Consider the following 22,382-nt stretch of genomic DNA (forward strand, 5'->3'; position numbering starts at 1 on the left):
GCACGGCGGCGCCGCGGCCCGCAAGGCCGCGAGGCCGCGGTATCGGCAATCAGTTCATGATGTTTTCGGTAAACCACTTGCGCCACTCAGCGGTCTTTTCGGCGCGCAGCTTGTCGTCGATGACGATGGCCTGGGTATCCCATTGCTGCTTGGTCGTGAAGACGCCCGGCAGCGCGGCGTCTTCGGGCGAGACCTTGGCGTCGTCGATGACGGGGCTGGCCTTCTTCGCGGCCACGATCTTGGCCTGCACCTCCGGCGACAGCGCAATGTTCATGAACTTGTGCGCCAGGTCGGCTTTGGTGCTGCCTTTCATGATGGCCATGGTGTCCACCCCCAGGACTGCGCCTTCCTTAGGCATCGCGACCTTGATAGGCACCCCCTGGCCGATCATGTAATAGGCGTTCATGGACAACACGATCTGCACGGGTGTCTCGCCGGCGGCGATCAGTTGCTGGCTGTTGGCATCGTTGGTGTAGAAGGCCTTGAAGTTGGGCTTCAGCGCCTTGAGTTTGTCCTGGCCCTTTTCCCAGCTGCTTGCGTCGCCGCCCGAGAGCAGGGCCGAAATGTCGATGATATGGCTGGGGTCGAAATCGGGCGCGGACAGCTTGCCTTTCAGCGCCGGGTTCCAGAGATCGTTCCAGCTGTTGAAGGTGATGCCGGCGGGAACCAGGTCGGGGCGATAGCCGATGGTGTACACATACGCCCAGCTGCCAATGTGGTACGGGCTGATCTTGGCGCGATCGACCAGGTGCGAATAATTGGGGATTTTGCTCAGGTCCAGCTTCTCGTACAGACCGGCATTGACGTAGAGCCAGCCGATGTGCGATGTGGTGAACGTGATGTCGCTTTCCGGCTTGGTGGCGAGCTTGGCCTTGTTCAGGCGGTCGATGGTGCCACCCGTGATGTACTTCACCGGCACTCCGGTCTGCCGCGTGAACTCCTTGGAGATGGTCTCATCGATAAGGTCCCGGAAGCTGCCGCCCCAGGTGCTTACCACCAGGGCATCCTGCGCATGCGCCGTGCCGGCGAGGGCAGCGCCGGCAAGCATGCCCGCGCAAATAAGTTTCTTGATCATGACAACCCCTTTTCTATGTTGTTGGCTACAGAACCTGTTCGAGGAAATGCTTCAGGCGCTCGCTCCTCGGCGAGGCAAAGAACTGTTCAGCGGGCGCGGTCTCGATGATTTCGCCGCCCTCCATGAACACACAGCGGTCGGCCACCCTGCGGGCGAAGCCGATCTCGTGGGTGACGCAGATCATGGTGATGCCGGTCTGGGCCAGGTCTTCCATGATGCGCAGCACGGAACCGACCGATTCCGGATCCAGCGCGGACGTCGGTTCGTCGAAAAGCATGATGCGCGGCCGCAGGCAGAGCGCGCGCGCGATGGCCACGCGCTGCTGCTGCCCGCCGGAAAGCTGGATCGGATACTTGCCGGCCTGTTCGATCACATTGACCTTGGCGAGGTACTCCCGTGCCGTCTGCTCGGCCTCGCTGGCCGGCGTCTTCAAGGCGATCTTCAGCGCGAAGGTGCAGTTCTCCAGCACCGTCATGTGCGGAAAGAGATTGAAGCTCTGGAACACCATGCCCAGCTGGCGCCGGACTTGCTCCACGCTTTCCGGGCGCCGGGTGAGCGCCGTGCCATTGACGTGGATATCGCCCGAGTCGTGCTGTTCCAGATGGTTGATGCACCGGATGAGCGACGACTTGCCGGATCCCGAAGGGCCGCACAGGATGACGATTTCGCCGCTGGATACCTCAAGGTGGATATCTCGCAGCGCGTGGAACGACCCGTAGAACTTGTTCAATCCCGAGATGGATACCGCGGGCGCGCATTCAGAACGGACGGAGGACAACGGCGGCGTGATGCTGGACAGGATGGCAGTCATGATGGTTCGCGCTCTGAAGGACGGTCGGCCGGGCGGCTCAGACTCTGGCGAGATAGCGGTTCAACTTCCGATCCGCGATCGAGAATCCAAGACGTATGCTGTTGGTAATGCACCAGTAGATGGCCGCCGCCGTGATCAGGGGCGTGAACGGGTCATAGGTGTAGTCGAACACGGTATTGGCGGCGGCCGTCAGGTCGACCAGGGTGATGGCGCTGACGGCCGCCGTGCTTTTCACCATGATCAGCAACTCGTTCTGATAGGCGCGCAGTACATAACGCGCGACCAGCGGGAGCCGCAGTCGGAACAGGATTTGCGCGGGCTTCAGGCCCAGGGTCTGCGCGGCTTCGATGGTGCCCTTCGGAATTGCCGCCAGCCCGCCGCGGATGATCTCCGCCATGAAGCCGGAGTGCGTCAGCGCCAAGCCCAGCCAGGCGCAGACATACGCGCTGGAAAAGACGTTCCACAGAAAGGTATCGCGTACGAAAGAGAACTGCGGCAGTCCGCTATAGATCAGATACAGCAACACCAGGCTGGGCACTCCGCGGAAAAAACCGATGTAGCTGCTGGCGAAGAGGGCGCGCGGACCCGGGCGGAAGCTTGCCAGGGCAACCGGCAGCGCCAGCAGCAGGCCGATGACAAGCACCGGCAGCAGCACGGCGAATGTCGTGCCGGAGCCGGCCAGCAGTTTGGGCAGACTCTCCCAGGCCACCTGGAAATCAAAGTGCATGAGACGCTCCCTGGGTCACGACGGGATGGAAGCCGCGCGCGGCCCACGTTTCAACGCGACGGGCCACGTAGTAGGTCAGCCAGGTCATCAAGAGGAAGAAGAACGCCGCCAACATGTAATAGACGAAAGGTTCCTTGGTTACGCCGGAAGCGAGCTTGGCGTAGGCCATGATTTCCTTCAGGCCGATCAACGAAATGAGAGCGGTGTCCTTGAGCACGACGATCCACATATTGGTCATGCCGGGCAAGGCCAGGCGCAGCATCTGGGGCAGGATCACCTTCAACCAGATGGCGCTGCGCGGCACCAGCAGCACGCGCGCGGCTTCGAACTGGCCGTGGGGCACGTTCTGGATGGCGCTGCGTATCAAGTCGGCCAGGTAGGCGCCATACACCATGCCCAGCGCCGCCACTGCCGCCATGAAAGGCGTGATCTCGATACGCTGACCGATGCCAAACGGCGAGAGCAGGCCGGCGACGATCTGCGAGCCGCCGTAATAGAACAGGAATCCCACCAGCAGCGAAGGCACGCCGGTGAAGATGGAGGCATACGGGATCCAGATGATCCTGGCCAGCCATGTCGGCCGTAGCGTGATCAGGGCGAAGAACGTCCCGATCGCCAGCGCCAGCAGATAGGCACAGACGGCGACCTGGATCGTCATCATCGCGCCGGTCGCGAGTTGCTGCACGAAACCCATCGAAGGCATGAGGTATTCCTATAGCCTGTTCACATTGAAAGGCGCCTTGCGCAGGCCCTGGCAAGCGTATGAAACACGCCGCCTGATCCACCGCCCTAATGGCGGGCGGCCCAGGCGGGGTGCGGGTATGCGGCTAGCGGCAGGCCGCTTCCTCGGGCAGGAGCTCCACTTCCATATAGGGTTTGCGCAGCTTGGTGAAGGTGCAGTCCTTGATGATGGTTTCCAGCGTGGCGTTCATGCGGTTGAGCAGTTCGCCGCCGTCCTTGCGGGCAATCCAGCTTGAGCCGGCTTCGCCGCCACCGGTCCACAAGTCGCCACCGGCGAATTTCCAGCCCTTGCCCTGGGGCTTGGACAGGAACTCGTTGGTCCAGCTGATCTTGGGACCCAGGCTCATGTCCAGCCGCCCGTTGGCCAGGTCTAGCCGGATCTGGTCGGGGTTGTCGTAGAACACGATCTGCACCCCGCTGCCGAACGTCTCGGACACGTATTTGGCTTGCGCCGACCCGCGTTGCAGGCCGATGCGCACGCCCTTGAGCCCTTCGGGCGTAAAGGTGTAGTTCTTCGCTTCCGGCACCACGTAGGAATCCGGATTGAACAGCACCGGGCGGCCAAACAGCACCTTTTCCTTGCGTTCCGGCAGCGGCTTGGTCTGGCTGACCACGGCGTCCAGCTTCTTCTGCAGCAGTGCTGGAATCAGGGCCTTGAAGTCCATGACGACGATTTCGCAATCGACTTTCATCCGCTTGCACATTTCGCGCGCCAGGTCGGGTTCGAAGCCCGTCAGGCGACCCGAGGGATCGACCATGCTGAACGGGGGATAACTTCCCTCGTTGCCAAGCACCAGCTTCTCGGCGTGGGCCGGCGCCAGGACGAATAACGAGGCGCTTGCGAGTGTCAGCGCCGTGATGGTTTTGTGCAGATGCATCTTTTTTCCCCTTGTTTATTGGTTATCCGCCGTGGCGAAGTGCTTACATCGTGTTGGCCTTGGTCAGGTGGGCGTTGAACAGCGACCCGTAACCGGGCTTGGCGCCTGCCGCGCCGGTAAGTTCCAGGCAGTGCCAGAACGAGGCCTGGATGGCCGAGATCACCGGCTTGCCCAGTTTCTGTTCCAGCGCCTCGATGGCCCCGACGGTCCGGAAGTTGGTGCACGAAACGAAGATGGCGGTGGCATCGGGGTGGTCGACCGAGATCACATGGTCATAGACCTTCTCTAGCGACACCTCGGCCAGCGCATGGTCATCCGAAATGCCCAGGCAGGCGCTCTTGACGACCTCGTGGCCGTTTTCCTGCAGAAAGCGGATGGCGCGCTCATGGATTTCCGGCAGATACGGCGTGGCCAGCGCAACCTTGCCCGCCTTCACCTGCTTCAAGGCCGCGAGCGTGGCGGTGGACGCCGTGGTGATCTGCGGCCCTGGCACCCATTGCCGCAGCTTCTGGATCAGCGCCTGATCGTAGGCGGTGCCATGCAGAAATGAGGCGCTGGTTCCGCCGAACAGCAACACGTCGATGGGTGCCGCGCCAGCCAGGCGCGCGGCCTGTTCGAGTTCCGGCGCGTTCATCATTTCCTCGATGCCCTGCACGGTGACCTTGGGCAGCTTGATGCGCGCGGTATGGGTGGAAACCCCCGGACCGGACATGGCCCACATTTCTTCTTCCATCACGACGCTGGAGGCGATGTAGATCAGCCCGATGCGGGCAAGATCGCCAGAGCCGTCGTAGCGGAATCGGGGGTAGGCGGTGGGTAGGGGCGTTGAGGCGGTGTTCATCCGGTTTCCCTGCAAAAAGAGGTTGCTTCGGCCAGCGAAAACCAATGATGAGAGACGAGGTCCGAGCGACCAAGTCGCCTTTTCCGTTGGCATGGATCGATTTTCCTGATGGCCGGACGAGGCGTCCCAAGCCATGGTGAGGGCCAATTGCCGGGGGCGCCGCCCGCGTCAGGATTTCCGAGACGGGACGCCGGAAAAAACAAATAGGCTGCCGCCCCGCTTGAGCCGACCATCAGCGGGCAGGTCACGGCCTTATGCGATGCCGCTTGCCAGGCAGACGCAGGGTCCCCGGATAAACCCTAATAATGAGTCGAGCCATGAAGCACAAGCGCATACGCACCTTCAATACCAAGGCAACCTACCCGGAACAGAAACTCGACAACGATCTGTGCCAGGCCGTCGTCGCGCGCGGCAGCACCGTCTTCCTGCGCGGGCAGATCGGCCAGAACCTGGACACGTCCGAGAGCGTCTGCATCGGCGATGCCACCGGCCAGGCGGAGCAGGCGATGAAGAACATCGACATGCTGCTCAAAGAAGCGGGCGGCGAACTGCAGGACATCTGCAAGATCACGATCTACATCATCGATCCCCGTTATCGCGAGGCGGTCTATCTTGTGGTCGGCAAGTGGCTCAAGGGCGTGTTCCCCGTATCCACCGGCATCGTGGTGTCGGCATTGGCGCGCCCCGAATGGCTGGTGGAAATCGACGCGACTGCTGTTATTCCGGATTGACGCCTCAGGAGGCCCAGGTCATGACTTTTTCGATCATTGCCCGTTGTCCGGCCACAGGCCAATTCGGCGCGGCCGTCTCATCGTCGTCACCCGCGGTCGCGGCGCGTTGCGTCCGCGCGCGCGCAGGCGTCGGCGCGGCGGTCAGCCAGAACATCACCGACCCCGCCCTTGGGCCGCTGATCCTTGACGCGATGAGCCAGGGCCACTCGCCCGAACGCGCGCTGCAGTCCCTGGCTGAACGTCCTTTCATCAGCTACCGGCAACTGATGGCCATCGACGCCACGCAGGCGCCGGCCATCTTCACCGGGTCGAACGCGCTGGGCCGCCTGGCCAGCGCGAAGGGCGAGCACGCCGCGTGCGCGGGCAATATGCTGGCGTCGCTGGATGTGCCCGCCGCCATGCTGTCGGCGTTCGAGAAGACGCCGGGTTCGCTGGCTGAACGCCTGATGCAGGCCATGCTGGCGGGGCAGGCGGCGGGCGGCGAAGAGGGGCCGGTGCATTCGGCCGGGCTGCTGGTGGTGGCGGAGCTGGATTGGCCTATCGTCGACCTGCGCATGGACTGGGTGGAGCAATGCCCCGTCGAGACGCTTTACGAGGCCTGGAAGGTCTATGAGCCCCAGATCCAGGACTACGTTACCCGCGCCCGGGATCCGCGCGCCGCGCCAAGCTTCGGCGTGCCCGGCAATCTGTGACAGGCTGTGGAAGTTGGCGAGTGCGAGAAAACCCGAGGAGCGTCCTGGCCGCTGTCCGGGCATAGTGGGACACTTTTCCTCGGTGCGGCGCATGCCGGCGCCGGGCCACGGTGACGGTCCGCCAGCCGGAACGCCATCTCCCTCCAGCCTGCTCCAGTTTTCTCACTTCGGACTATGCTCAATCGCATTTCGCTGCGCCAGATGGAGTACTTCGTCGCCACGGCCAAGCATGGCAGTATCGCCGCGGCATCCAGCCAGATCCACATTTCGGCGCCTTCGATTTCGGCCGCCATCGCACATGTCGAAACCGAGTTGGACGTGCAGTTGTTCGTCCGGCATCCGTCCAAGGGCCTGGCCCTGACGGTGCTAGGCCAACAGGTCATGAGCGAATGCGAAGACCTGCTCGACCGCGCGTCGCGCCTCTACAAGATCGCGTCCGTCTCCAGCAATGCGATCCAGGGCGCTTTGCGCGTGGGCTGCTTTCAGTCGCTCACGGCCATGATCGCGCCCGAGGTGATCTTCGGCTTCGCGCGCGCATTCGACAAGGTCGAGCTGCACATGGTCGAAGGCGACCAGCAGTTGCTGATCGACAAGCTGCATACGCTGGAGATCGACGTCGCGCTCAGCTACGACCTGAGGCTGGGCGACGAGATATCGTTCGAGGCACTGGCGCGTCTGCCGCCCCATGTGGTGGTCAGCGAACTGCATCCGCTTTCGCAGCAGATCGCGGTGACGCTGGAGGACCTGGCCCGCCTGCCCATGGTGTTGCTGGACCTGCCTTTGAGCCGTGACTACTTCATGTCCCTGTTCGCGAAGGTCGGACTGGAGCCGAACATCGTGGCGCGTTCGCGTTCGGAGGAAGTGGTGCGGTCCATGGTGGCCAACGGGATCGGCTATGCCTTGTTCAACGTGCGGCCAAAGTCCACGCAAGCGCTGGATGGCAAGCGGCTGGTACGGCTGCGCCTGGTGGGTGAACACCGCCCCATGCTGCTAGGCCTGACGACCTACAAGCCGATGAAGCCGTCGCGCCTGACCGAGGTGTTCATGCAGCGCTGCCGCTCCTATATCTCTGATCAATACATTCCCGGCATGAGCGAAGGCAGTTTCTTCGATCCTTACGTGCTTCCCGAAAACAAATGAACGGACGGCGCGCGCTAGCGCCTTCCATAGTCTTGCAGGCCGATGCCATGAACAAACCGACTCCGGACAACAGTCCAGACCTATTGCGCGAATTGCTCGCGTTCCAATCCGTCACGCTGACGCCGAACATCGAACTCATCGAGCGTGTGCGGGAATTGCTGGCGCAGGCCGGCATCGCGTCCACGCTGGTGGCGGACCCGCAGGACGCCGGGCGCAGCAATCTGTACGCGTCCGTGGGCCCACTGGATGTGCCCGGCATCCTGCTCTCGGGCCACACCGATGTGGTCCCCGTGACGGGCCAGCCCTGGACCTCGCCGCCCTTCGAGGCAACCCTGCGCGATGGGCGCATTTATGGGCGGGGCAGCGCAGACATGAAGGGCTTCGTCGCCTGCGCCGTGATGGCCATGATCCGCGCCGCCCGCCAGCCGCTTGCGCGTCCCTTGCATCTGGCGCTGTCGTTCGATGAGGAAATCGGCTGCGTGGGTGTGCGCCATATGCTGCGGGCGCTGGAACACATGGAACCGGCTCCGCTGCTCTGCGTCGTGGGAGAGCCCACGTTGATGAAGATCGGCACCGGCAACAAGGGCAAAGCGGCCTACCGCGCCTTGTGCTGCGGCCAGGCAGGCCACTCGGGGCTGGCGCCTCATTTTGTCAATGCCATCCACACGGCCAGCGATCTGATCAGCGCCTTGCGCGACGTGCAGCACGACCTTGCCGAACACGGGCCGCGCGAATCCGGCTATGACGTGCCGTACACGACAGTGCATGCGGGCACCATCAAGGGCGGCACGGCGCTGAACATCGTGCCTGCGGAATGTGAAGTCAATTTCGAGATCCGCAACGTCGCGCAGGATGACCCGAACCAGATCCTGGAGCGGGTGTTGGCGCTTACCAGAACGAAAATGCGCGCCGCGGGCGCCCGGCCCGATGCCGAGCCGCCCCAGGTCACGACCGTCAATACCTATCCCGGCCTTGCCACGGCGGACGCCTCGGAAGCCGTCACGCTGCTGGCCTCGTGGCTGCCGCCGGACACGCCGCTCGTCAAAGCCGCTTTCGGCACCGAGGGCGGGTTGTTCCAGCAGCTGTGGGCGCAGACGTCGGTGCTGATCTGTGGACCGGGCAGCATCGAAGTGGCGCACAAGGCCGACGAGTACGTCGAGCTATCGCAGCTGGAAGCGTGCGACGCCATGATGGAGAAGCTGACGCAGTATCTGATGGCGTAAAGCCGGGATCCGGATCTTCACTAGAGGATTCAGTGGCGCCTGTTGCCTGCCGCACGCGCCACGAACCACGCTTCGGTGTGGTTAGTCAGATAGCGGCCATCGCTGCCGTTGAATCGCGCGGCGGCGTCCGGCCAGGCTATCAGCTTGCGCTCGGCGCGGCGCGCGGCCTCGCCATTGGCAAGGTCCAAGCCGTAGACCTTGTGCGCCTGCGCCGCAGTATCGAAGGCGATGTCAGCAAGCGCAGCGGTCTCGGTGTCAGACGCCGGGATGGCGGCGCGAAGTTCGCCGTTCAGCAGGCAGTCGGGTGCATAGTTCGCCGGCGCGGCGCGCAGCAGGTTGATCAGCCCGCGCCCAACGATGGCGTATATCCAGTGATCGCCACCGGGATGGCGAACCACGTACCGCGCGTGAAAGTCGTTTTCCGGAACGAGGTCTGAATCGACCAGCGTGACGAGGCGGCCCGCGCAAGCGGAAATATCAGTCCCATAGACGGGCGTGGCGGTATGAGTTTGTTGGGACACATCGATGCAGCGAATCGCCGGCAATCGAGTGTGAAGCGCCTTGAAGAACGCCACTTCGTCGTCAGCGGTCATGAATACGCCCAACTGGCGCGTTTTGTTGGTTCCCATCCCGGGCTCCGGCTCCTGGCGGTGTTCGAGATGGTATCGCTTTATGGATGCGGGTCCTGTCCTTTTTGCGAACGGCTTCCGTTCAGGGAAAGGATTGATGATGACTCAAGGCGTGACCTGATACCCGCGTTGTTGCATGCAATTCGTGTAGGCCGAAGACGCGGCGGCGTTGGTTTGCGCCGTTTCGCGCCGATCCTGGCGCTGGCGGGAACCGCCTACCACTGCGCCGGCCACCGCAGCGTTTTTCGCCTTTTCTTGTCGATAGTCTTGCTTGACGTCGTCGTCGACGCGGTCAGAGAGCGCTTCGTGTTGATTGCTACGTACGCCCGCGACCGCCGCGCCGGCAACCGCTCCGGTCGCCGCGCCTCGGGCACGGCCGCCGGATGGCGGCGGCGCGGCGTTGCCTGTGCCGCCAGCTTGCGATTGGCATGCGGCGACGTCTTGCTGAGTCAATTCGGCAGACTGGCCGTTCATCGGCGTCACGGTCTGTGCGGTCGCGCAAAGGCAGTAAAGAACTAGGGGAGCCGCCCCGGGGAAGATGGACTTTTTCATGAAAAACTCCATTCAGGTGATGGGGACCCTGACGCTTTCAGTCTAGCTTGGCCTACGGGTACCGAGTCCCGCTCATCCATACCCAAGATGGGGTATGGGCCTTTGCCTGGCCTGTTTTTTACTAATTTATATCCGGGTAATATTGACGGATTAATTTAATCCGGGTAAAAATGCGTCCAGCGATTATCGCGATCAAGGATGCAACGATGAGCTCATTCGATTTGAACGCTGGCGCCACCGCGCCGCTGTCCAATGAAATCGACCTGATGGACCTGCCCGTGGAGGGCGCGCTGCCGCCCGAGCTGGACGGGATACTGGTGCGCAACGGCCCCAATCCGCTGCGCGGGCGCTTCGAGGGCAATGACGTGCTGTCGTGGTGGCCCCAGCCGGCGATGCTGCACGCCATTGAATTCCGGGAGGGCCGGGCGGCAAGCTACCGCAACCGCTGGGCTCGCACCCGGATCTGGGCAAGCGAACATGCGCCGCATCTGGCGGCCGACCTGCCTGACACCAACCCCAACGTCAACGTGCTGCGCCACGCCGGTGAAACGCTGGCGCTGGCCGAGGGCGGCGCGCCGCTGGCGATGACGCCGGGATTGGACTTTCTGGGAACCAGCCGGCGTCATCCAGGCCTGGCGGGCGGCATGACCGCGCATCCGAAAGTGGACCCCGTGACCGGCGAGTTGATGAGCTTCCGTTCCCACTGGGAACAGCCCTGGTTGCGCTATGGCGTGGCGGACGCCGACGGCCAGCCGGTGCTGGACCAACTGATCGACATGCCTGCGCCGTCGATGATGCACGACATGGCGATCACGGGCCGCTACAGCATCCTGTTGGACCTGAACGTCGCGTACGACTTTTCCATGCTGTCGCGCGGCTACCGCATGCCGCTGCGCTGGCACGACGAACGGCAGTCGCGACTGGGCGTGATTGCGCGCCTTGGCGGGCCGATACGCTGGTTCGAGGTGGCGCCATGCTTCATCCTGCACGTGGTGAACGCGTACGATCTGGATGCCACGACGCTGGTGCTGGATGTGGTGCGCTACCCGGAATACCTGCGTGTGTCGCGCAGCGGCGCGGGCTTCGAAGAGAACCCCTTGGGCGCGCTGTGGCGTTATGTGATCGATCTGGCGCGCGGCGAGGTCAGCGAGCGGCAATGGGACGAGGCCGGCATCGAATTGCCGCGCATCAACGAGGGCCGCACCGGGCGCTCTTACCGTTATGCCTACGCGGTGCAGCAGCCTAGCAATGTGGAAATGCGCGGCGTGGTGCGCTACGACCTGGAAAACGGCCCGACCCAGCAGTATCGCGTGCCGCCCGGCGACCAGAACAGCGAGCCGGTGTTCGTGCCGCGTCCCGGCGCGCGGGATGAGGACGATGGCTGGGTGCTCGCGTGCGTGTATCGCCAGGCCAGCGACACCAGTGACGTGGTGGTACTGGATGGGCGTGATCTGGATGCGGGGCCGTTGGCGACAGTGCGGTTGCCGCACCGGATTCCGGCGGGGTTCCACGGGGCGTGGCTGCCACGGGGGGATGAAACGGGTTAAGGCACTGGGTCAGCGCGCGCGTGCAAGGGATGACCAAGCCGCACCTTGAAACGCGGTGCTGGCGGACGGGTCATCCCCAGCACGATCAGCCTGCCGTGGCGGGTACCGGCGTGTTCAGCAACTGCTGTTCCCACAGATAGGCAATGCCGCTACCGGCGGCATGCTGAACGAGGATGTCGGTCAGCCCGGCGGCGGTGTCGACGCGCGCCCAGTCGCGTTGCCACTCGGCGGCCACCGCCATCCACGTCATCAGATTCACGCCGGCCGCCGCCATGCGCTGAAGGGCGACTTCGTGCGCTTCGACCGACACGCCGCCGGAGGCATCGGTGACGACCGTCACATCCCAACCTTCGCCCGCCGCCTGGATCGCCGGCATTGCGACGCAGACCTCCGTCCACAGCCCGGCGATGATCAACTGCTTGCGGCCTGTGGCCTTGGCCGCGTCGACCACTTTTTTGTCTTCCCACGTGTTGATGAACGTGCGATCTATGACTTCCTGGCCGGGAAAGACATCGGTGATCTGGGGAAAGATGACGCCGCCCCGCGCCGCGATCACGCTCGTCAGAATCGTGGGCACGCCGAAGACCTTGGCGGCCTTTGCCAACGCCGTCGAATTGTTGACCACGGCATGCGGGTCGTGGCTGTTCAGGTTGGTAAGTTGATAAGGCTGGTGGTCGATCAGGACGAGTACCGAATCCTCAGGACGGAGAAGCGAATCGAGGCCGTTACGAAAAGTCATTAGTGATCCCTGGTTTGTTGTGGTTGCGAAGATTGCATTGCGAGTCGCGCTGCAAGTGCCTTCCGGAAAGCGTGCGCTTGTGGCGACGTTGCCCGGATCCCGCATTATGTTTTCGCGCATCTTGATGCGGTAGTTCCGTTCCAAGGCAAGCTGTGTCGCACAAACGGGAACACCACCACAGTAGGCTGCCGCAACGCGGAGCAGGCTGATTCGACGCGGGTCACGTAGTGCTATCCTGCGGCGAACTGCGTCGCAAAACGGGGAGCCACGCAAATTGGATATCGAAGAACTTCAGACCTTCATCGAAGTCGCCGATGCGGGCGGCGTATCGCCCGCTGCACTTAGACTAGGCGTTTCCAAATCGATCGTCAGCCGTCGGTTGCTGCGCTTGGAAACGGAGCTTGGCGTCCAGTTGCTTGCGCGAACCACACGCGGGGCGGCGCTTACCGAGGCCGGGGCGATTTTCAGAGACCATGCGGCCAGGGCCTGCGCTGAGATCGACATCGCCCGGGAAACGATCGTGCCCGCCGGCGAGCTGCATGGCCGCTTGCGAGTCGCCGTGCCGGTGTCGTTCGGCCTGACGCATTTTGCGCCGGTGGTCGTGGAGTTGGCGCGACGCCACCCCAAGCTTCATGTCCAGACCTGCTACAGCGATCGCTTCGTCGATCTCATCGCTGAAGGCTACGACTGTGCGATACGAGTGGGCTATCTGCAGGACTCCAACCTGATCGCACGGCGCGTCGGTCCCATTCACGGCAAGCTGCTCGCCAGCCCCGGCTACATCCAGGCGCATGGGGCGCCCGAGGCACCAGACGAACTCGCCGCGCATGAGGCCCTTATGCAGGGCACCGAGACCTGGCAGTTCATGGATGGCGACAAGACCATCACGGTCCGCCCGCAAGGGCGCTTCAAGGCCGACAACGGCGCGGCCTTGGTCGCCGCCGCGACGGCCGGGCTCGGGGTCGCTTATCTGCCCGATTGCCTTACCCATGGCTACGTGGCCGCCGGTGCGCTGGTGCCCATCATGACCCGTTATCCCCCGCCGCCTGCCGGCGCCTACGTGATCCGCCCGCCGGGCCAGCATCCCGCACGAAAGATACGCGTCTTGACGGAGCTGTTGATCGAACATTTCGGGCCGTCGCCGCATTTTGCGGGGAGCTGAGGTAGGGCGAAGGGGGGCTTCGGACCTTGCTGTCCTGAACGCCCGGCCCGTGCTGCGCGTTCCTAGGCTGGGTCCGTACGCCGCAACGTATCCAGGAAATGCAGGGCTGCCGCCGACAAGGAGCGCTGCTTCTTGAGCAATATGCCAATTTCGCGCGAAGCGATGGGCGAATGCAGGGCCAAGCTGCACAGGCGCGTGGCATCCATCAGGCGCAGGGCCAACTGCGGTACCGCTGCGATGCCTACGCCGGCGGCCACCATCGCGCCCACCACCGAAATATTGTCGGACACATAGTTCATTTCCGGCATCCGCCCCGAGGCGGCAAGGATCCGGTCGGTTACCTGGCGAATGCTGCTGGCCGGACCGCTCGCGATATAGGGACGGTCGGCGAAAACACTCCAGTCCACGCGTTTTTTCCGCGTCAGCGGATCGTCGATGGGGCAGATCAGCACGAACTTTTCTTGCAGCAGCGGAGAGAAGGTCACGCTGGCCGGCTGGTCGGGAACTTCGATGGAGATGCCAATGTCCGCATTGCCTTCCGACACGGCCTGCGTGATCTGGCGCGCAGAGACGGCGTGGATATTCAGCCGCACCTGGGGGTGCGACTTCTGGAAGGCCCGTGCCGCCGTTGGCAACAAGGCGGAAGCTACCGAGGGCAGCGCCCACACGTTGATGCTGCCGCGACGGCCCGCGATGAACTCCGACAGATCGCTGAGGGAATCGCGGAATTCCGACAGCATGCGCGTCGCGATGGGCACCAGTTCCGCGCCGGCGGCGGTAAGCGCGACGCCGTGCTTGTCACGATCAAAGAGCCTGGCATCAAGCTTTTGTTCCGCGGCCTGCACCCGGCGGCTCAGGGCCGGCTGCGAGATATGCGCGCGTTCCGCAGCCATGCGGAAGTTCAGCGTCTCAGCCACCAACAGCACGGCTTCCAATTCGGAAATGGTCAGGGTCATCGCTTGCGTGATGCGTTTGAGTTATCACCAAGATGTAAATATAGCAATTTCCATATCAGGAAAGTCGAACCATACTGGGGTGAAACGCAAGTACGGACGGAGACAGACATGAATGAACCGCGCAAGCGGCTACGCATCGGCGTTGGCGCCGGCATGGCCGATGACCGCATCGGCCCCGCCATGCCATTGCTGGAAAGCTGCGATATCGACTATCTGGTGTGCGAGTGCCTGGCCGAGCGAACCATCGCGCGCGAAACACTTTCGCGCAGGCACGATGGGGCTCACGGCTATAACCCGATGCTGCAGGAGCGCATGCGCGCCTTTCTGCCCGCCTGCCGGGACAAGGGCGTTCGGCTGGTGTCCAACATGGGCGCGGCTAATCCGGCGGGCGCCGCCCAGGCCGCGCTGGAGATCGGCCACGAGTTGGGGTGGGACGACCTGAAATGCGCCGCCATCGTCGGCGATGACGTCGCCGACCGAGTGCGCCAGCATCCAGGACTTCGATTGATGGACCGCGACCTGCCGCTGGAATCGATCCTGCCACAGCTGGCTTCCGCGAATGCGTATCTGGGCGCCGATGTCGTCCGCGATGCGCTGGCCACCGGTGCGCACGTCGTCATGACTGGCCGAGTTGCTGATCCCTCGCTGTTTCTCGGGGTGGCCCTGCATCACCACGGTTGGGGCTACGACGACCTGCCCAGACTGGCGGCCGGCACCATCATGGGCCACCTGTTGGAATGCTCTGCCCAGATCACCGGCGGCTACTTCGCCGACCCCGGCAAGAAAGACGTTCCGCGATTGGCCGAGCTGGCGTATCCCTATGCCGATCTATACAGCGACGGGGAGCTTTATATCGGTAAGCCCGCAGGTTCGGGCGGGCGCCTGGACCGCATGACGTGCGCCGAGCAGGCCCTCTATGAAATTCACGACCCAAGGGCCTATGTCACGCCCGATTGCGTACTGAACCTGGATGGCCTGCATTTCGAAGAACAGAACGCTGACCGGGTGGCGGTGCGCGGTATTCACGCCGCGCCGCGCACCGACAGCTATAAGGTCGTGGTCGGATACTTCGACGGTTGGATCGGCACGGGAGAAGTGGCCTACGCAGGCGTGAATGCCATCGCGCGGGCCCGGCTGGCAGCCGACACGGTGAAGGAACGGTTTCGTCTCGATGGCGGCGAGGCCAGCGAAATCCAGGTCGACCTGATCGGCATCACCAGCCTGCATGGCGACCATGCGCAAGCGCTGGCCGGCCATCCCTACGAGGTTCGGCTGCGGGTCGCCGCGCGCTGCCCGGACAGAAAGAGCGCCCACCTGCTTGGCGACCACGTTCGGCAGCTGAATATGCAGGGGCCTTACGGCGCAGGCGGCCCGGTGAACCTGGGCGCCAAGGAGGTCATCGCTGTGGATTCCTTGCTGATTCCGCGCGATTGGGTCACCCCGGAAGTGATTACCTTGGGAGCTTGACCATGAGCATTCTGGTTTATGACCTGGCGCATGCGCGCGCCGGTGACAAGGGCAATACCTCGAGCATCGCCGTCATTGCTTACGACGACGACGGTTGGCGGGTGCTGCGCCAGGCGCTTACCGACGAACGCGTCGAGCGGGCCTTTGCGCATCTGGGAGCAGGAAAGGTGCGTCGTTACGAGGTGGAAAGCCTGAGGGCGCTGAATTTCGTCATCCCGAACGTGCTTTCCGGCGGCGTCACGCGCTCGCTGCGGCTGGATCCGCACGGCAAGTCGCTCAGTTCGCTGATGCTGGGAATCGAGCTGCCGGCCAATCAACCGCAATCCTGAAAGGATCACCCATGTATCCACCCGCCGAACCCATGGGCACCGAGGTATTCGCCCGGCTGCCCGAATCCCTGTACCTGACCGAGCAGGCTTCAAGCTGGCTGGCCGCGCGCCACGTGAAGATGCACTCTTTTCTGGAGGGGCCTTCGTTCGATCGCGCCGGCAATCTGTGGTGCGTCGATCTGGCGCATGGGCGCATCCTGCGCGTGGATCCCGCAGGCAACTTCGAGGTCATCGTCAGCTACGAAGGCGAGCCCAACGGCCTGAAAATCCATCGCGACGGACGCATCTTCGTTGCCGATCACCTGCACGGGCTGATGCTGCTGGATCCCGAAGCCCGCACCATCCGGCCGTACCTGCAGCACGTGCAGCGTGAAGGGCTGAAGGGCTTGAACGATCTGTTCTTCGCATCCAACGGCGACCTGTACTTCACCGATCAGGGTGAAAGCGCTCTGGAGAACCCCACTGGCCGCGTCTTCCGCCTGCGCGCCGACGGCAAGACCGTGGATCTTCTGATGGATGGCCTGGCTGGGCCGAACGGCCTGGTCATGAACAAAGCCGAGACGGTGCTTTATGTAGCCATCACGCACGACAACGCGATCTATGCGTTGCGGCTGGAACCCGGTGGCCAGATGAAGAAAGCCAGCCGCTTCATCCAGCTGTCCGGCAGCACCGCCGGGCCGGACGGCATGGCCATCGACGACGCCGGCAATCTGGCGGTGGTCCACGCGCAGGCCGGCACCGTATGGCTATTCAGCCCGTTGGGCGAACCCCTCTACCGCATCCGGTCCTGCGCAGGCATGCGCACCACCAATGTCGCATTCGGCGGCGAGGACATGCGCAGCTTGTATATCACCGAAGCGGAGCAGGGCGTCATTCTGCGGGCCCGCCTGCCGCATCCCGGCAAGCCGATGTACTCGCACAGAGATTGACCTGCGTACCGCGCACACCATTCACGCATAAAAATCACCGTACACCGGAGACAAGATCATGATTTCTTTCCGATTGATTGCCGGGCTGGCGTTGAGCCTGGCGGCCTTCACGAGCGCACAGGCTGCCGATTCTTATCCCGCGCGTCCCATCCGCCTGATCGCCACCTTTGGCCCGGGCAGCTCCATCGACATCATTGCTCGCCTGGTCGCCAAGCCTTTGGGCGAGCAACTCGGCCAGCCCGTGATCGTCGAGAACAAGTCCGGGGCCGGCGGAGACCTGGGCACCGACCTCGTCGCCAAGTCCGCCAAGGATGGCTACACCATCGGCTTCGCCTCCGCCGGGCCGATCACGGTCAATCCCAATGCGCGCAGCAGGATGCCCTATGACCCGCTCAAAGACCTGACGCCCGTCGCCCTGGTGGCGACGGGCCCGAACGTCATCCTGGTCAACGCCTCGATTCCGGTGACGAACCTGAAAGAATTGATCGCCTACATCAAGGCTAATCCGAACAAGGTCAATTACGCCTCGGCAGGCGTCGGCACCAGCGGCCATATCGCCGGTGAGTTGTTCCAGCACCTGTCCAAGACCGAAATCCTGCACGTGCCCTACAAGGGCAATAGCGATGCCATCACCGACACCCTGGGCGGTCGCACCCAGATGGTCATCAGCGGCGTTCCGCCCATCCTGTCGTTCGTGAAGTCCGGCCAGCTACGCGCCTTGGCCGTGGCGGACACCAAACGCTCGCCCCTGCTGCCGGACGTTCCCACCGTTGCCGAAGCCGGCCTGCCGGGCGCGGAAAGCGTCGCCTGGTACGGAATCGTGGCGCCCGCCGGTACGCCGCAGGCCATCCTGGACCGTCTGCACGACGAAATCGTCAAGGCGGTGAATACCCCGGAAACGCAGGAAAAGTTCGCCAGCCTGGGCGTGGTTCCGTCCACGGACAGCCGCGCGGTCTTCGGCAAGCGCATGGCGGATGAGTACGTGCGCTTCAAGGAGCTCTTCAAGCAGATCAACCTTGTAATGGACTGAGGCAATCATGTCGCGTACCGTTATCGTCACTGGGGCCAGCGGGTTGGTGGGCTCCGCGGCCATCGACTCCTTCCTGAACGCCGGCTGGGAAGTCATCGCCGTCTCCCGGCGGCGTCCGGAGATCATCAGCCAACGGCCGTTCACCCATCTGCAGATAGACCTGCAGGACGCCGAGGCCTGCCGTCGCGCCTTCGAGTCCTTGCCGCAAGTCACCCATGTCTTCTATGCGGCCGTCTATGAAAAGCCGGGCCTCATTGCGGGCTGGCAGGATCCGGAGCAGATGACCACCAACCTGACCATGATCAGGAACGTGATCGAGCCGCTGGCCCGCAGCGGTGGGCTGCGCCATGTCACGGTGCTGCAGGGCACCAAGGCCTATGGCGTGCACCTGCACCCCATCCGCATTCCCGCGCGCGAGCGCCAGCCCCGGGACGACCATCCGAACTCTTACTGGTTCCAGGAAGACTACATTCGCGAAACCGCCGCGCGGTGCGGCTTCGGCTGGACGATATTCCGTCCCACTATCGTGGTCGGCCCCAACGTGGGCGTGGCCATGAATACCGTGCCAGTCATCGGTGTCTATGCGGCGGTGTGCCGCGCCGAAGGCAAGCCGTTCGGGTATCCCGGGCATATTTCCTATCCGCGCGAAGCCGTGGATGTGCGTCTCATCGGCGATGCGGGCGTCTGGACCGCGGAGAACCCACAGTCCTGGAACGAACACTTCAACCTGACTAACGGCGAGGTCTTCAGTTGGCGCGACCTGTGGCCGTCGCTGGCGGAGTTCCTGGGCGTCGAACCTGGTCCGGATCACCCCGTCCGTCTGGCCGATTATCTGCCCAGCCGCGCGAGGCTGTGGGACGAGATCGTCAAGCGGCATGGCTTGCGCCCTCTGACCATGGCCCAAATCCTGGGTGAATCCCATTATTCCGCCGATGCCCGGTTCGGCTACGGCCTGAAAACGCCACCACCCCCGGCCTTTGTCAGCACGGTGAAGATCAAGCAGGCGGGTTTCACGCAGGCCTACGACACCGAGGCGTGCGTCAAGCACTGGCTGGAGGTGCTGATGGAGCGCAAGATCATTCCGCCCCGCCCATCGCATGGCGCTTGCGCGCAAACGAACTCGGCGACATCCCGATCGACCGACTGAACGCCGCACTGAATGCGCTGGCGGACTGATACCCGATGGCGTGCGCCACCTCGCCCAGCGACAGGCCGTCATGCCACAGCAGGTCCTTGGCCAACGCCATCCGCCACCGCAGCACATATTCCATCGGCGCAACGCCCAGTACCTGCGTGAACCGCGCCGCGAAGGCCGCGCGCGACATGCTGACCTTGGCGGCCAAGTCCGCAATCGTCCAGCGCCGGGCCACGTCGTCGTGAATATGCCGCAATGCCTGCGATAGGCGCGCATCCGCCAGACCCGCCAGCAATCCTGCAAGGGGCGTGGCTTCTTGCGTGGGTGTCCATCGCAACGCCTCGATCAGCATCACTTCGACCAGCCTCACCAGGATGGCGTCGGCGCCCGGTCGCGGCTGGGCGGTCTCTTCGCCAATCGCGCGGGCGATCCAGCCCAGCCGGGCGCTGCCAGGGTCTGACGCCTTGATGTGCACGACAGGGGGCAACAGCCCCACCAATAGCGGCGCGTTCACCGGGTCGAACAGGAAGTGGCCGCCCAGCATCCGTACCGCGGGTTTCCCGTCGACGGCCCCGTGACGGACCTCGTTGATCTCGCAGACTTCGGCCACGCGTGAGATCGGGTATTGCAGGGCGTCCAGGTCGCTGCCCATCCGGAAACCCGGGGTCGCGGGCAGCAGTACGTAGTCCCCCGTCTGCATCAGGAAGGGCTCCGCGCCTTCACGCGCCAGCCAGCTTGCGCCGGCCGTCATCAGGCCGAAGCTGGGATGGCCGAACGTGGGGTATTGGACGGCCCAGCGGCCCGCCCCGCTGACGAATTTCGACAGCACGGTCCGGGGGCGCAGCAGCGCCACAATGGATGCCAGGGGGTCATTATTTAGACGATCTCGCATAATTCAAAGACTATACGCTATTGGTCGTCTTGTTTGGCGCGCCTAGCATGAGGTCTGGATCAACTGGAGCCTCTATGCAAACCGTCCTTATCACCGGCGCCTCGTCCGGCTACGGCCACGCCACCGCCAACCATTTCCTGCAGCAGGGGTGGAACGTCATTGCCACCATGCGCCGGCCCGACCCGGCCCTGTTTGCGCCGTCCGAACGCTTGCGCGTGGTGGAACTGGATGTCACCGATGACGCCAGCATCGCGCGCGCCATTCGTGGAGGCATCCAGGCCTTTGGCGGGATCGACGCGCTGGTCAACAACGCCGGCATCGGCCTGTTCTCGGCGGTGGAGGCCACGCCTGCCGCCACATTCCGCGCCGTGTTCGACACCAACACCTTTGGCGTCATGGCCGTGAGCCAGGCCCTCATCCCCCATCTGCGCGAACGGGGGGATGGCGTCATTATCAACGTCACCTCCAGCGTCTGCTTTGCCGGCATGCCGCTGGTGGCGCCGTACGCCGCCAGCAAATGGGCAGTCGAAGGGTTCACCGAAGCCCTGTTCTACGAGCTCGATGCCGTGGGCGTACGCGTCAAGCTGGTCGAACCGGGTTATGCCCCCAGCACGCGTTTCACCGCGAACGTCCAGGACCGGGGAGCAGGCCTTATCCCTCCCGCCTACCAGGCCTACGCCCACCAGTTCATCCAGTCTTTTGCTGAGGCGGGCAGCGTGACGCTGCCCGAGCAAGTTGCCAGCGCCATCTTCGCCGCGGCCAACGACGTGAGTGACCGCCTGCGCTTTCCCGCCGGGCCGGATAGCGAAGCCCTGGCGAACGCGCGGTGGAACAGCACGGATGAGCAGTTCCTTACGGGGATGCGGTCGGTGATGCGGATGAAGCGATAAAGGGGCCCCGCCTTACTGCCTGCTCAGGTAGTCGATCAGACGTTCGCGCGCCTGGTCGTCGTAGTCGAACACCAGGTATTGGCTGGCATTGCGCGCTGGTGACTGGATGGTGCCCACGCCGTACAGCGGCGGCGTGCCGCGTGTGCCGAAGCAGCCCTGCGGGAACACGACTTCGTCCACGTTCAAGGGGCCGGCATTGCGGCTGATGACGATTTGCCGTTGCGGCTTGCGCACCTTGCAGCCCTGGGCCAGCGCTTCCTGCACGATCGTGCTGTCCATGATCGAGCGGTCGGCGGCCTCAGGCACGCGCACCGCGAATCCATAGCCCGAATACGGTTGCACGTCGCGGTTGGCGACGGCGGGTTCCGTAGTGCGGGCGGCGGATGCGGGCGGAGCCACGCCAGCGCTTGCCTGGCGTTCAGCCATCGACGGCCGGCTTGCCGCTTGTCGGCCGCTGTTGGAGGCGCCGACGGCGGACAATGACGGCGTCGCGGCCGGAGGGGGATTCGCCGTGGGCAGGCGCGCGGGGGGAAGCGTGCGGCTGGCGGGAGGCGTGGCGGCCGGAACCGGCGCTGGTGCTGGCGGCTGGACTAGGTCCGTGAACTGCAGCGACAACACCAATCGGTCGAAGGCGGGCAACCATTCATTGAATCTGGTCGAAGCGGTGGCGGCTTCGCCCGGCGCGCCTGCGCCGCACACAATGGCCCACGTGAAGCCCGGCACGTTGATGACGTAGAGCTTCATGAAGGCAAAGCCTTCCTTGCCCTTCTCCCTGAAAGTCATCTTGGCGGTAAACCAGTACACCAGCCGTTCTCCCACCAACATCTCGCCACCGTCGCTGACGTTCGTCGTCAGGTTCGGGTCTGTCACATGGCTATCCAGTATTTCCGAAAATTGTTCGGGCGTGGCGGGATTGGCCAGCATGCGGGCGTTGATCTGCTGTTGCGACATGCCCCGCGAGCGCGGCTCCACCGTGGGTTTGAGGTGGCATCGCAGCATCCGGTTGGGGTCGACTTCAACGGGGTCGACGACGATCTCGCCAAACCGTCCTGAGCGTCTGATCTTGTGCGACCAGTTTTGTGGCGCCGTGAAGGCGATGCCCATGGATTGCACACTGATGACATTGACGGGCGCCGGGATTGCGACGGCGGGGGGCGCCGCAGGCGCGGGCGTCGGGGTACGGGACAGCGCCGAGGCCGGCGTCGCCACGGCGGTGGCGGCCTGGCAGAGCATCGCCGAGGCGAGCAGGCAACGCAATTTCATGGT

General features: G+C 63.8%; 24 protein-coding genes. 12 read left to right on the forward strand and 12 right to left on the reverse strand.

Annotation, left to right across the window (positions count from 1 at the left end):
• Nucleotides 1-49: 49 nt before the first annotated feature.
• From AC3WMU_RS15825 to AC3WMU_RS15850, 6 genes are all read right to left on the reverse strand, one after another.
• Nucleotides 50-1,075 (reverse strand): ABC transporter substrate-binding protein, encoded by a 1,026-nt coding sequence (locus tag AC3WMU_RS15825; protein WP_006227653.1) that lies wholly within the window; start codon nucleotides 1,073-1,075, stop codon nucleotides 50-52.
• Between the two features lie 25 nt (nucleotides 1,076-1,100).
• Nucleotides 1,101-1,886, reverse strand: a complete 786-nt coding sequence (locus tag AC3WMU_RS15830; protein WP_006227654.1) for an amino acid ABC transporter ATP-binding protein — start codon at nucleotides 1,884-1,886, stop codon at nucleotides 1,101-1,103.
• Between the two features lie 37 nt (nucleotides 1,887-1,923).
• Nucleotides 1,924-2,613, reverse strand: coding sequence for an ABC transporter permease (locus AC3WMU_RS15835; protein ID WP_492282639.1), 690 nt, complete (start codon nucleotides 2,611-2,613; stop codon nucleotides 1,924-1,926).
• A complete protein-coding gene (locus AC3WMU_RS15840; RefSeq protein ID WP_006227656.1) occupies nucleotides 2,603-3,316 on the reverse strand; it encodes an ABC transporter permease in 714 nt (237 codons plus the stop codon). Before AC3WMU_RS15840 ends, AC3WMU_RS15835 begins: the two co-directional genes overlap by 11 nt.
• A 124-nt stretch (nucleotides 3,317-3,440) precedes the next feature.
• Complete coding sequence (locus AC3WMU_RS15845; protein WP_006227657.1) at nucleotides 3,441-4,232, reverse strand: transporter substrate-binding domain-containing protein; 792 nt, start codon at nucleotides 4,230-4,232, stop codon at nucleotides 3,441-3,443.
• A 43-nt stretch (nucleotides 4,233-4,275) separates the two neighbouring features.
• Entirely contained in the window at nucleotides 4,276-5,073 is a 798-nt protein-coding gene (locus AC3WMU_RS15850) for a maleate cis-trans isomerase family protein (protein WP_006227658.1), read from the reverse strand.
• Between the two features lie 317 nt (nucleotides 5,074-5,390).
• Here AC3WMU_RS15850 and AC3WMU_RS15855 point away from each other — a divergent pair, with 317 nt between their 5' ends.
• The 4 genes from AC3WMU_RS15855 (at nucleotide 5,391) to argE (ending at nucleotide 8,859) form a co-directional block, all read left to right on the forward strand.
• Entirely contained in the window at nucleotides 5,391-5,804 is a 414-nt protein-coding gene (locus tag AC3WMU_RS15855; protein ID WP_006227659.1) for a RidA family protein, read from the forward strand.
• A gap of 20 nt (nucleotides 5,805-5,824) precedes the next feature.
• Nucleotides 5,825-6,496 (forward strand): DUF1028 domain-containing protein, encoded by a 672-nt coding sequence (locus AC3WMU_RS15860; RefSeq protein WP_006227660.1) that lies wholly within the window; start codon nucleotides 5,825-5,827, stop codon nucleotides 6,494-6,496.
• Between the two features lie 174 nt (nucleotides 6,497-6,670).
• Entirely contained in the window at nucleotides 6,671-7,636 is a 966-nt protein-coding gene (locus AC3WMU_RS15865; protein ID WP_006227661.1) for a LysR substrate-binding domain-containing protein, read from the forward strand.
• A gap of 47 nt (nucleotides 7,637-7,683) precedes the next feature.
• On the forward strand, nucleotides 7,684-8,859 hold the full coding sequence (argE, locus tag AC3WMU_RS15870) for an acetylornithine deacetylase (protein ID WP_035214182.1): 1,176 nt from the start codon (nucleotides 7,684-7,686) through the stop codon (nucleotides 8,857-8,859).
• Nucleotides 8,860-8,888: 29 nt separating this feature from the next.
• On the opposite strand, the gene AC3WMU_RS15875 is transcribed toward argE, so the two are convergent.
• Nucleotides 8,889-9,488: a DUF8467 domain-containing protein gene (locus AC3WMU_RS15875; RefSeq protein ID WP_006227663.1), complete on the reverse strand. Its 600-nt coding sequence runs from the start codon at nucleotides 9,486-9,488 to the stop codon at nucleotides 8,889-8,891.
• Nucleotides 9,489-9,593: 105 nt separating this feature from the next.
• Nucleotides 9,594-10,040, reverse strand: coding sequence for a hypothetical protein (locus AC3WMU_RS15880; protein WP_035214183.1), 447 nt, complete (start codon nucleotides 10,038-10,040; stop codon nucleotides 9,594-9,596).
• Between the two features lie 206 nt (nucleotides 10,041-10,246).
• Between AC3WMU_RS15880 and AC3WMU_RS15885 the strand changes: the two genes are divergently transcribed.
• Nucleotides 10,247-11,587, forward strand: coding sequence for a carotenoid oxygenase family protein (locus AC3WMU_RS15885; RefSeq protein ID WP_280029707.1), 1,341 nt, complete (start codon nucleotides 10,247-10,249; stop codon nucleotides 11,585-11,587).
• 85 nt (nucleotides 11,588-11,672) lie between these two features.
• On the opposite strand, the gene AC3WMU_RS15890 is transcribed toward AC3WMU_RS15885, so the two are convergent.
• Complete coding sequence (locus tag AC3WMU_RS15890; RefSeq protein ID WP_280029759.1) at nucleotides 11,673-12,326, reverse strand: hydrolase; 654 nt, start codon at nucleotides 12,324-12,326, stop codon at nucleotides 11,673-11,675.
• A 274-nt stretch (nucleotides 12,327-12,600) separates the two neighbouring features.
• Between AC3WMU_RS15890 and AC3WMU_RS15895 the strand changes: the two genes are divergently transcribed.
• Nucleotides 12,601-13,488, forward strand: a complete 888-nt coding sequence (locus AC3WMU_RS15895; RefSeq protein WP_492282640.1) for a LysR family transcriptional regulator — start codon at nucleotides 12,601-12,603, stop codon at nucleotides 13,486-13,488.
• A 62-nt stretch (nucleotides 13,489-13,550) separates the two neighbouring features.
• On the opposite strand, the gene AC3WMU_RS15900 is transcribed toward AC3WMU_RS15895, so the two are convergent.
• Entirely contained in the window at nucleotides 13,551-14,444 is an 894-nt protein-coding gene (locus AC3WMU_RS15900; RefSeq protein WP_492282641.1) for a LysR family transcriptional regulator, read from the reverse strand.
• A 108-nt stretch (nucleotides 14,445-14,552) separates the two neighbouring features.
• Here AC3WMU_RS15900 and AC3WMU_RS15905 point away from each other — a divergent pair, with 108 nt between their 5' ends.
• From AC3WMU_RS15905 to AC3WMU_RS15925, 5 genes are read left to right on the forward strand one after another with little or no spacing between them, the layout of a single operon-like run.
• Complete coding sequence (locus AC3WMU_RS15905) at nucleotides 14,553-15,911, forward strand: acyclic terpene utilization AtuA family protein (protein ID WP_006227669.1); 1,359 nt, start codon at nucleotides 14,553-14,555, stop codon at nucleotides 15,909-15,911.
• 2 nt (nucleotides 15,912-15,913) lie between these two features.
• Nucleotides 15,914-16,240 carry an AtuA-related protein gene (locus AC3WMU_RS15910; protein WP_006227670.1) on the forward strand — a complete coding sequence of 109 codons (327 nt, stop codon included), beginning with the start codon at nucleotides 15,914-15,916 and terminating at the stop codon, nucleotides 16,238-16,240.
• An 11-nt stretch (nucleotides 16,241-16,251) separates the two neighbouring features.
• Nucleotides 16,252-17,169 (forward strand): SMP-30/gluconolactonase/LRE family protein, encoded by a 918-nt coding sequence (locus tag AC3WMU_RS15915; RefSeq protein ID WP_088589355.1) that lies wholly within the window; start codon nucleotides 16,252-16,254, stop codon nucleotides 17,167-17,169.
• Nucleotides 17,170-17,227: 58 nt separating this feature from the next.
• Entirely contained in the window at nucleotides 17,228-18,199 is a 972-nt protein-coding gene (locus tag AC3WMU_RS15920) for a Bug family tripartite tricarboxylate transporter substrate binding protein (protein ID WP_454677797.1), read from the forward strand.
• 7 nt (nucleotides 18,200-18,206) lie between these two features.
• Complete coding sequence (locus AC3WMU_RS15925) at nucleotides 18,207-19,346, forward strand: SDR family oxidoreductase (RefSeq protein WP_006227673.1); 1,140 nt, start codon at nucleotides 18,207-18,209, stop codon at nucleotides 19,344-19,346.
• Here AC3WMU_RS15925 and AC3WMU_RS15930 read toward each other — a convergent pair.
• A complete protein-coding gene (locus tag AC3WMU_RS15930; protein WP_492282642.1) occupies nucleotides 19,276-20,226 on the reverse strand; it encodes an AraC family transcriptional regulator in 951 nt (316 codons plus the stop codon). The two genes, AC3WMU_RS15925 and AC3WMU_RS15930, sit on opposite strands and share 71 nt — an antisense overlap.
• A gap of 74 nt (nucleotides 20,227-20,300) precedes the next feature.
• Here AC3WMU_RS15930 and AC3WMU_RS15935 point away from each other — a divergent pair, with 74 nt between their 5' ends.
• Nucleotides 20,301-21,116, forward strand: coding sequence for an SDR family oxidoreductase (locus AC3WMU_RS15935; protein WP_006227675.1), 816 nt, complete (start codon nucleotides 20,301-20,303; stop codon nucleotides 21,114-21,116).
• A 12-nt stretch (nucleotides 21,117-21,128) separates the two neighbouring features.
• On the opposite strand, the gene AC3WMU_RS15940 is transcribed toward AC3WMU_RS15935, so the two are convergent.
• Nucleotides 21,129-22,379, reverse strand: a complete 1,251-nt coding sequence (locus tag AC3WMU_RS15940; RefSeq protein ID WP_006227676.1) for a hypothetical protein — start codon at nucleotides 22,377-22,379, stop codon at nucleotides 21,129-21,131.
• Nucleotides 22,380-22,382 lie beyond the last annotated feature (3 nt).

The organism is Achromobacter sp. FW305-C-13 (assembly GCF_058783475.1).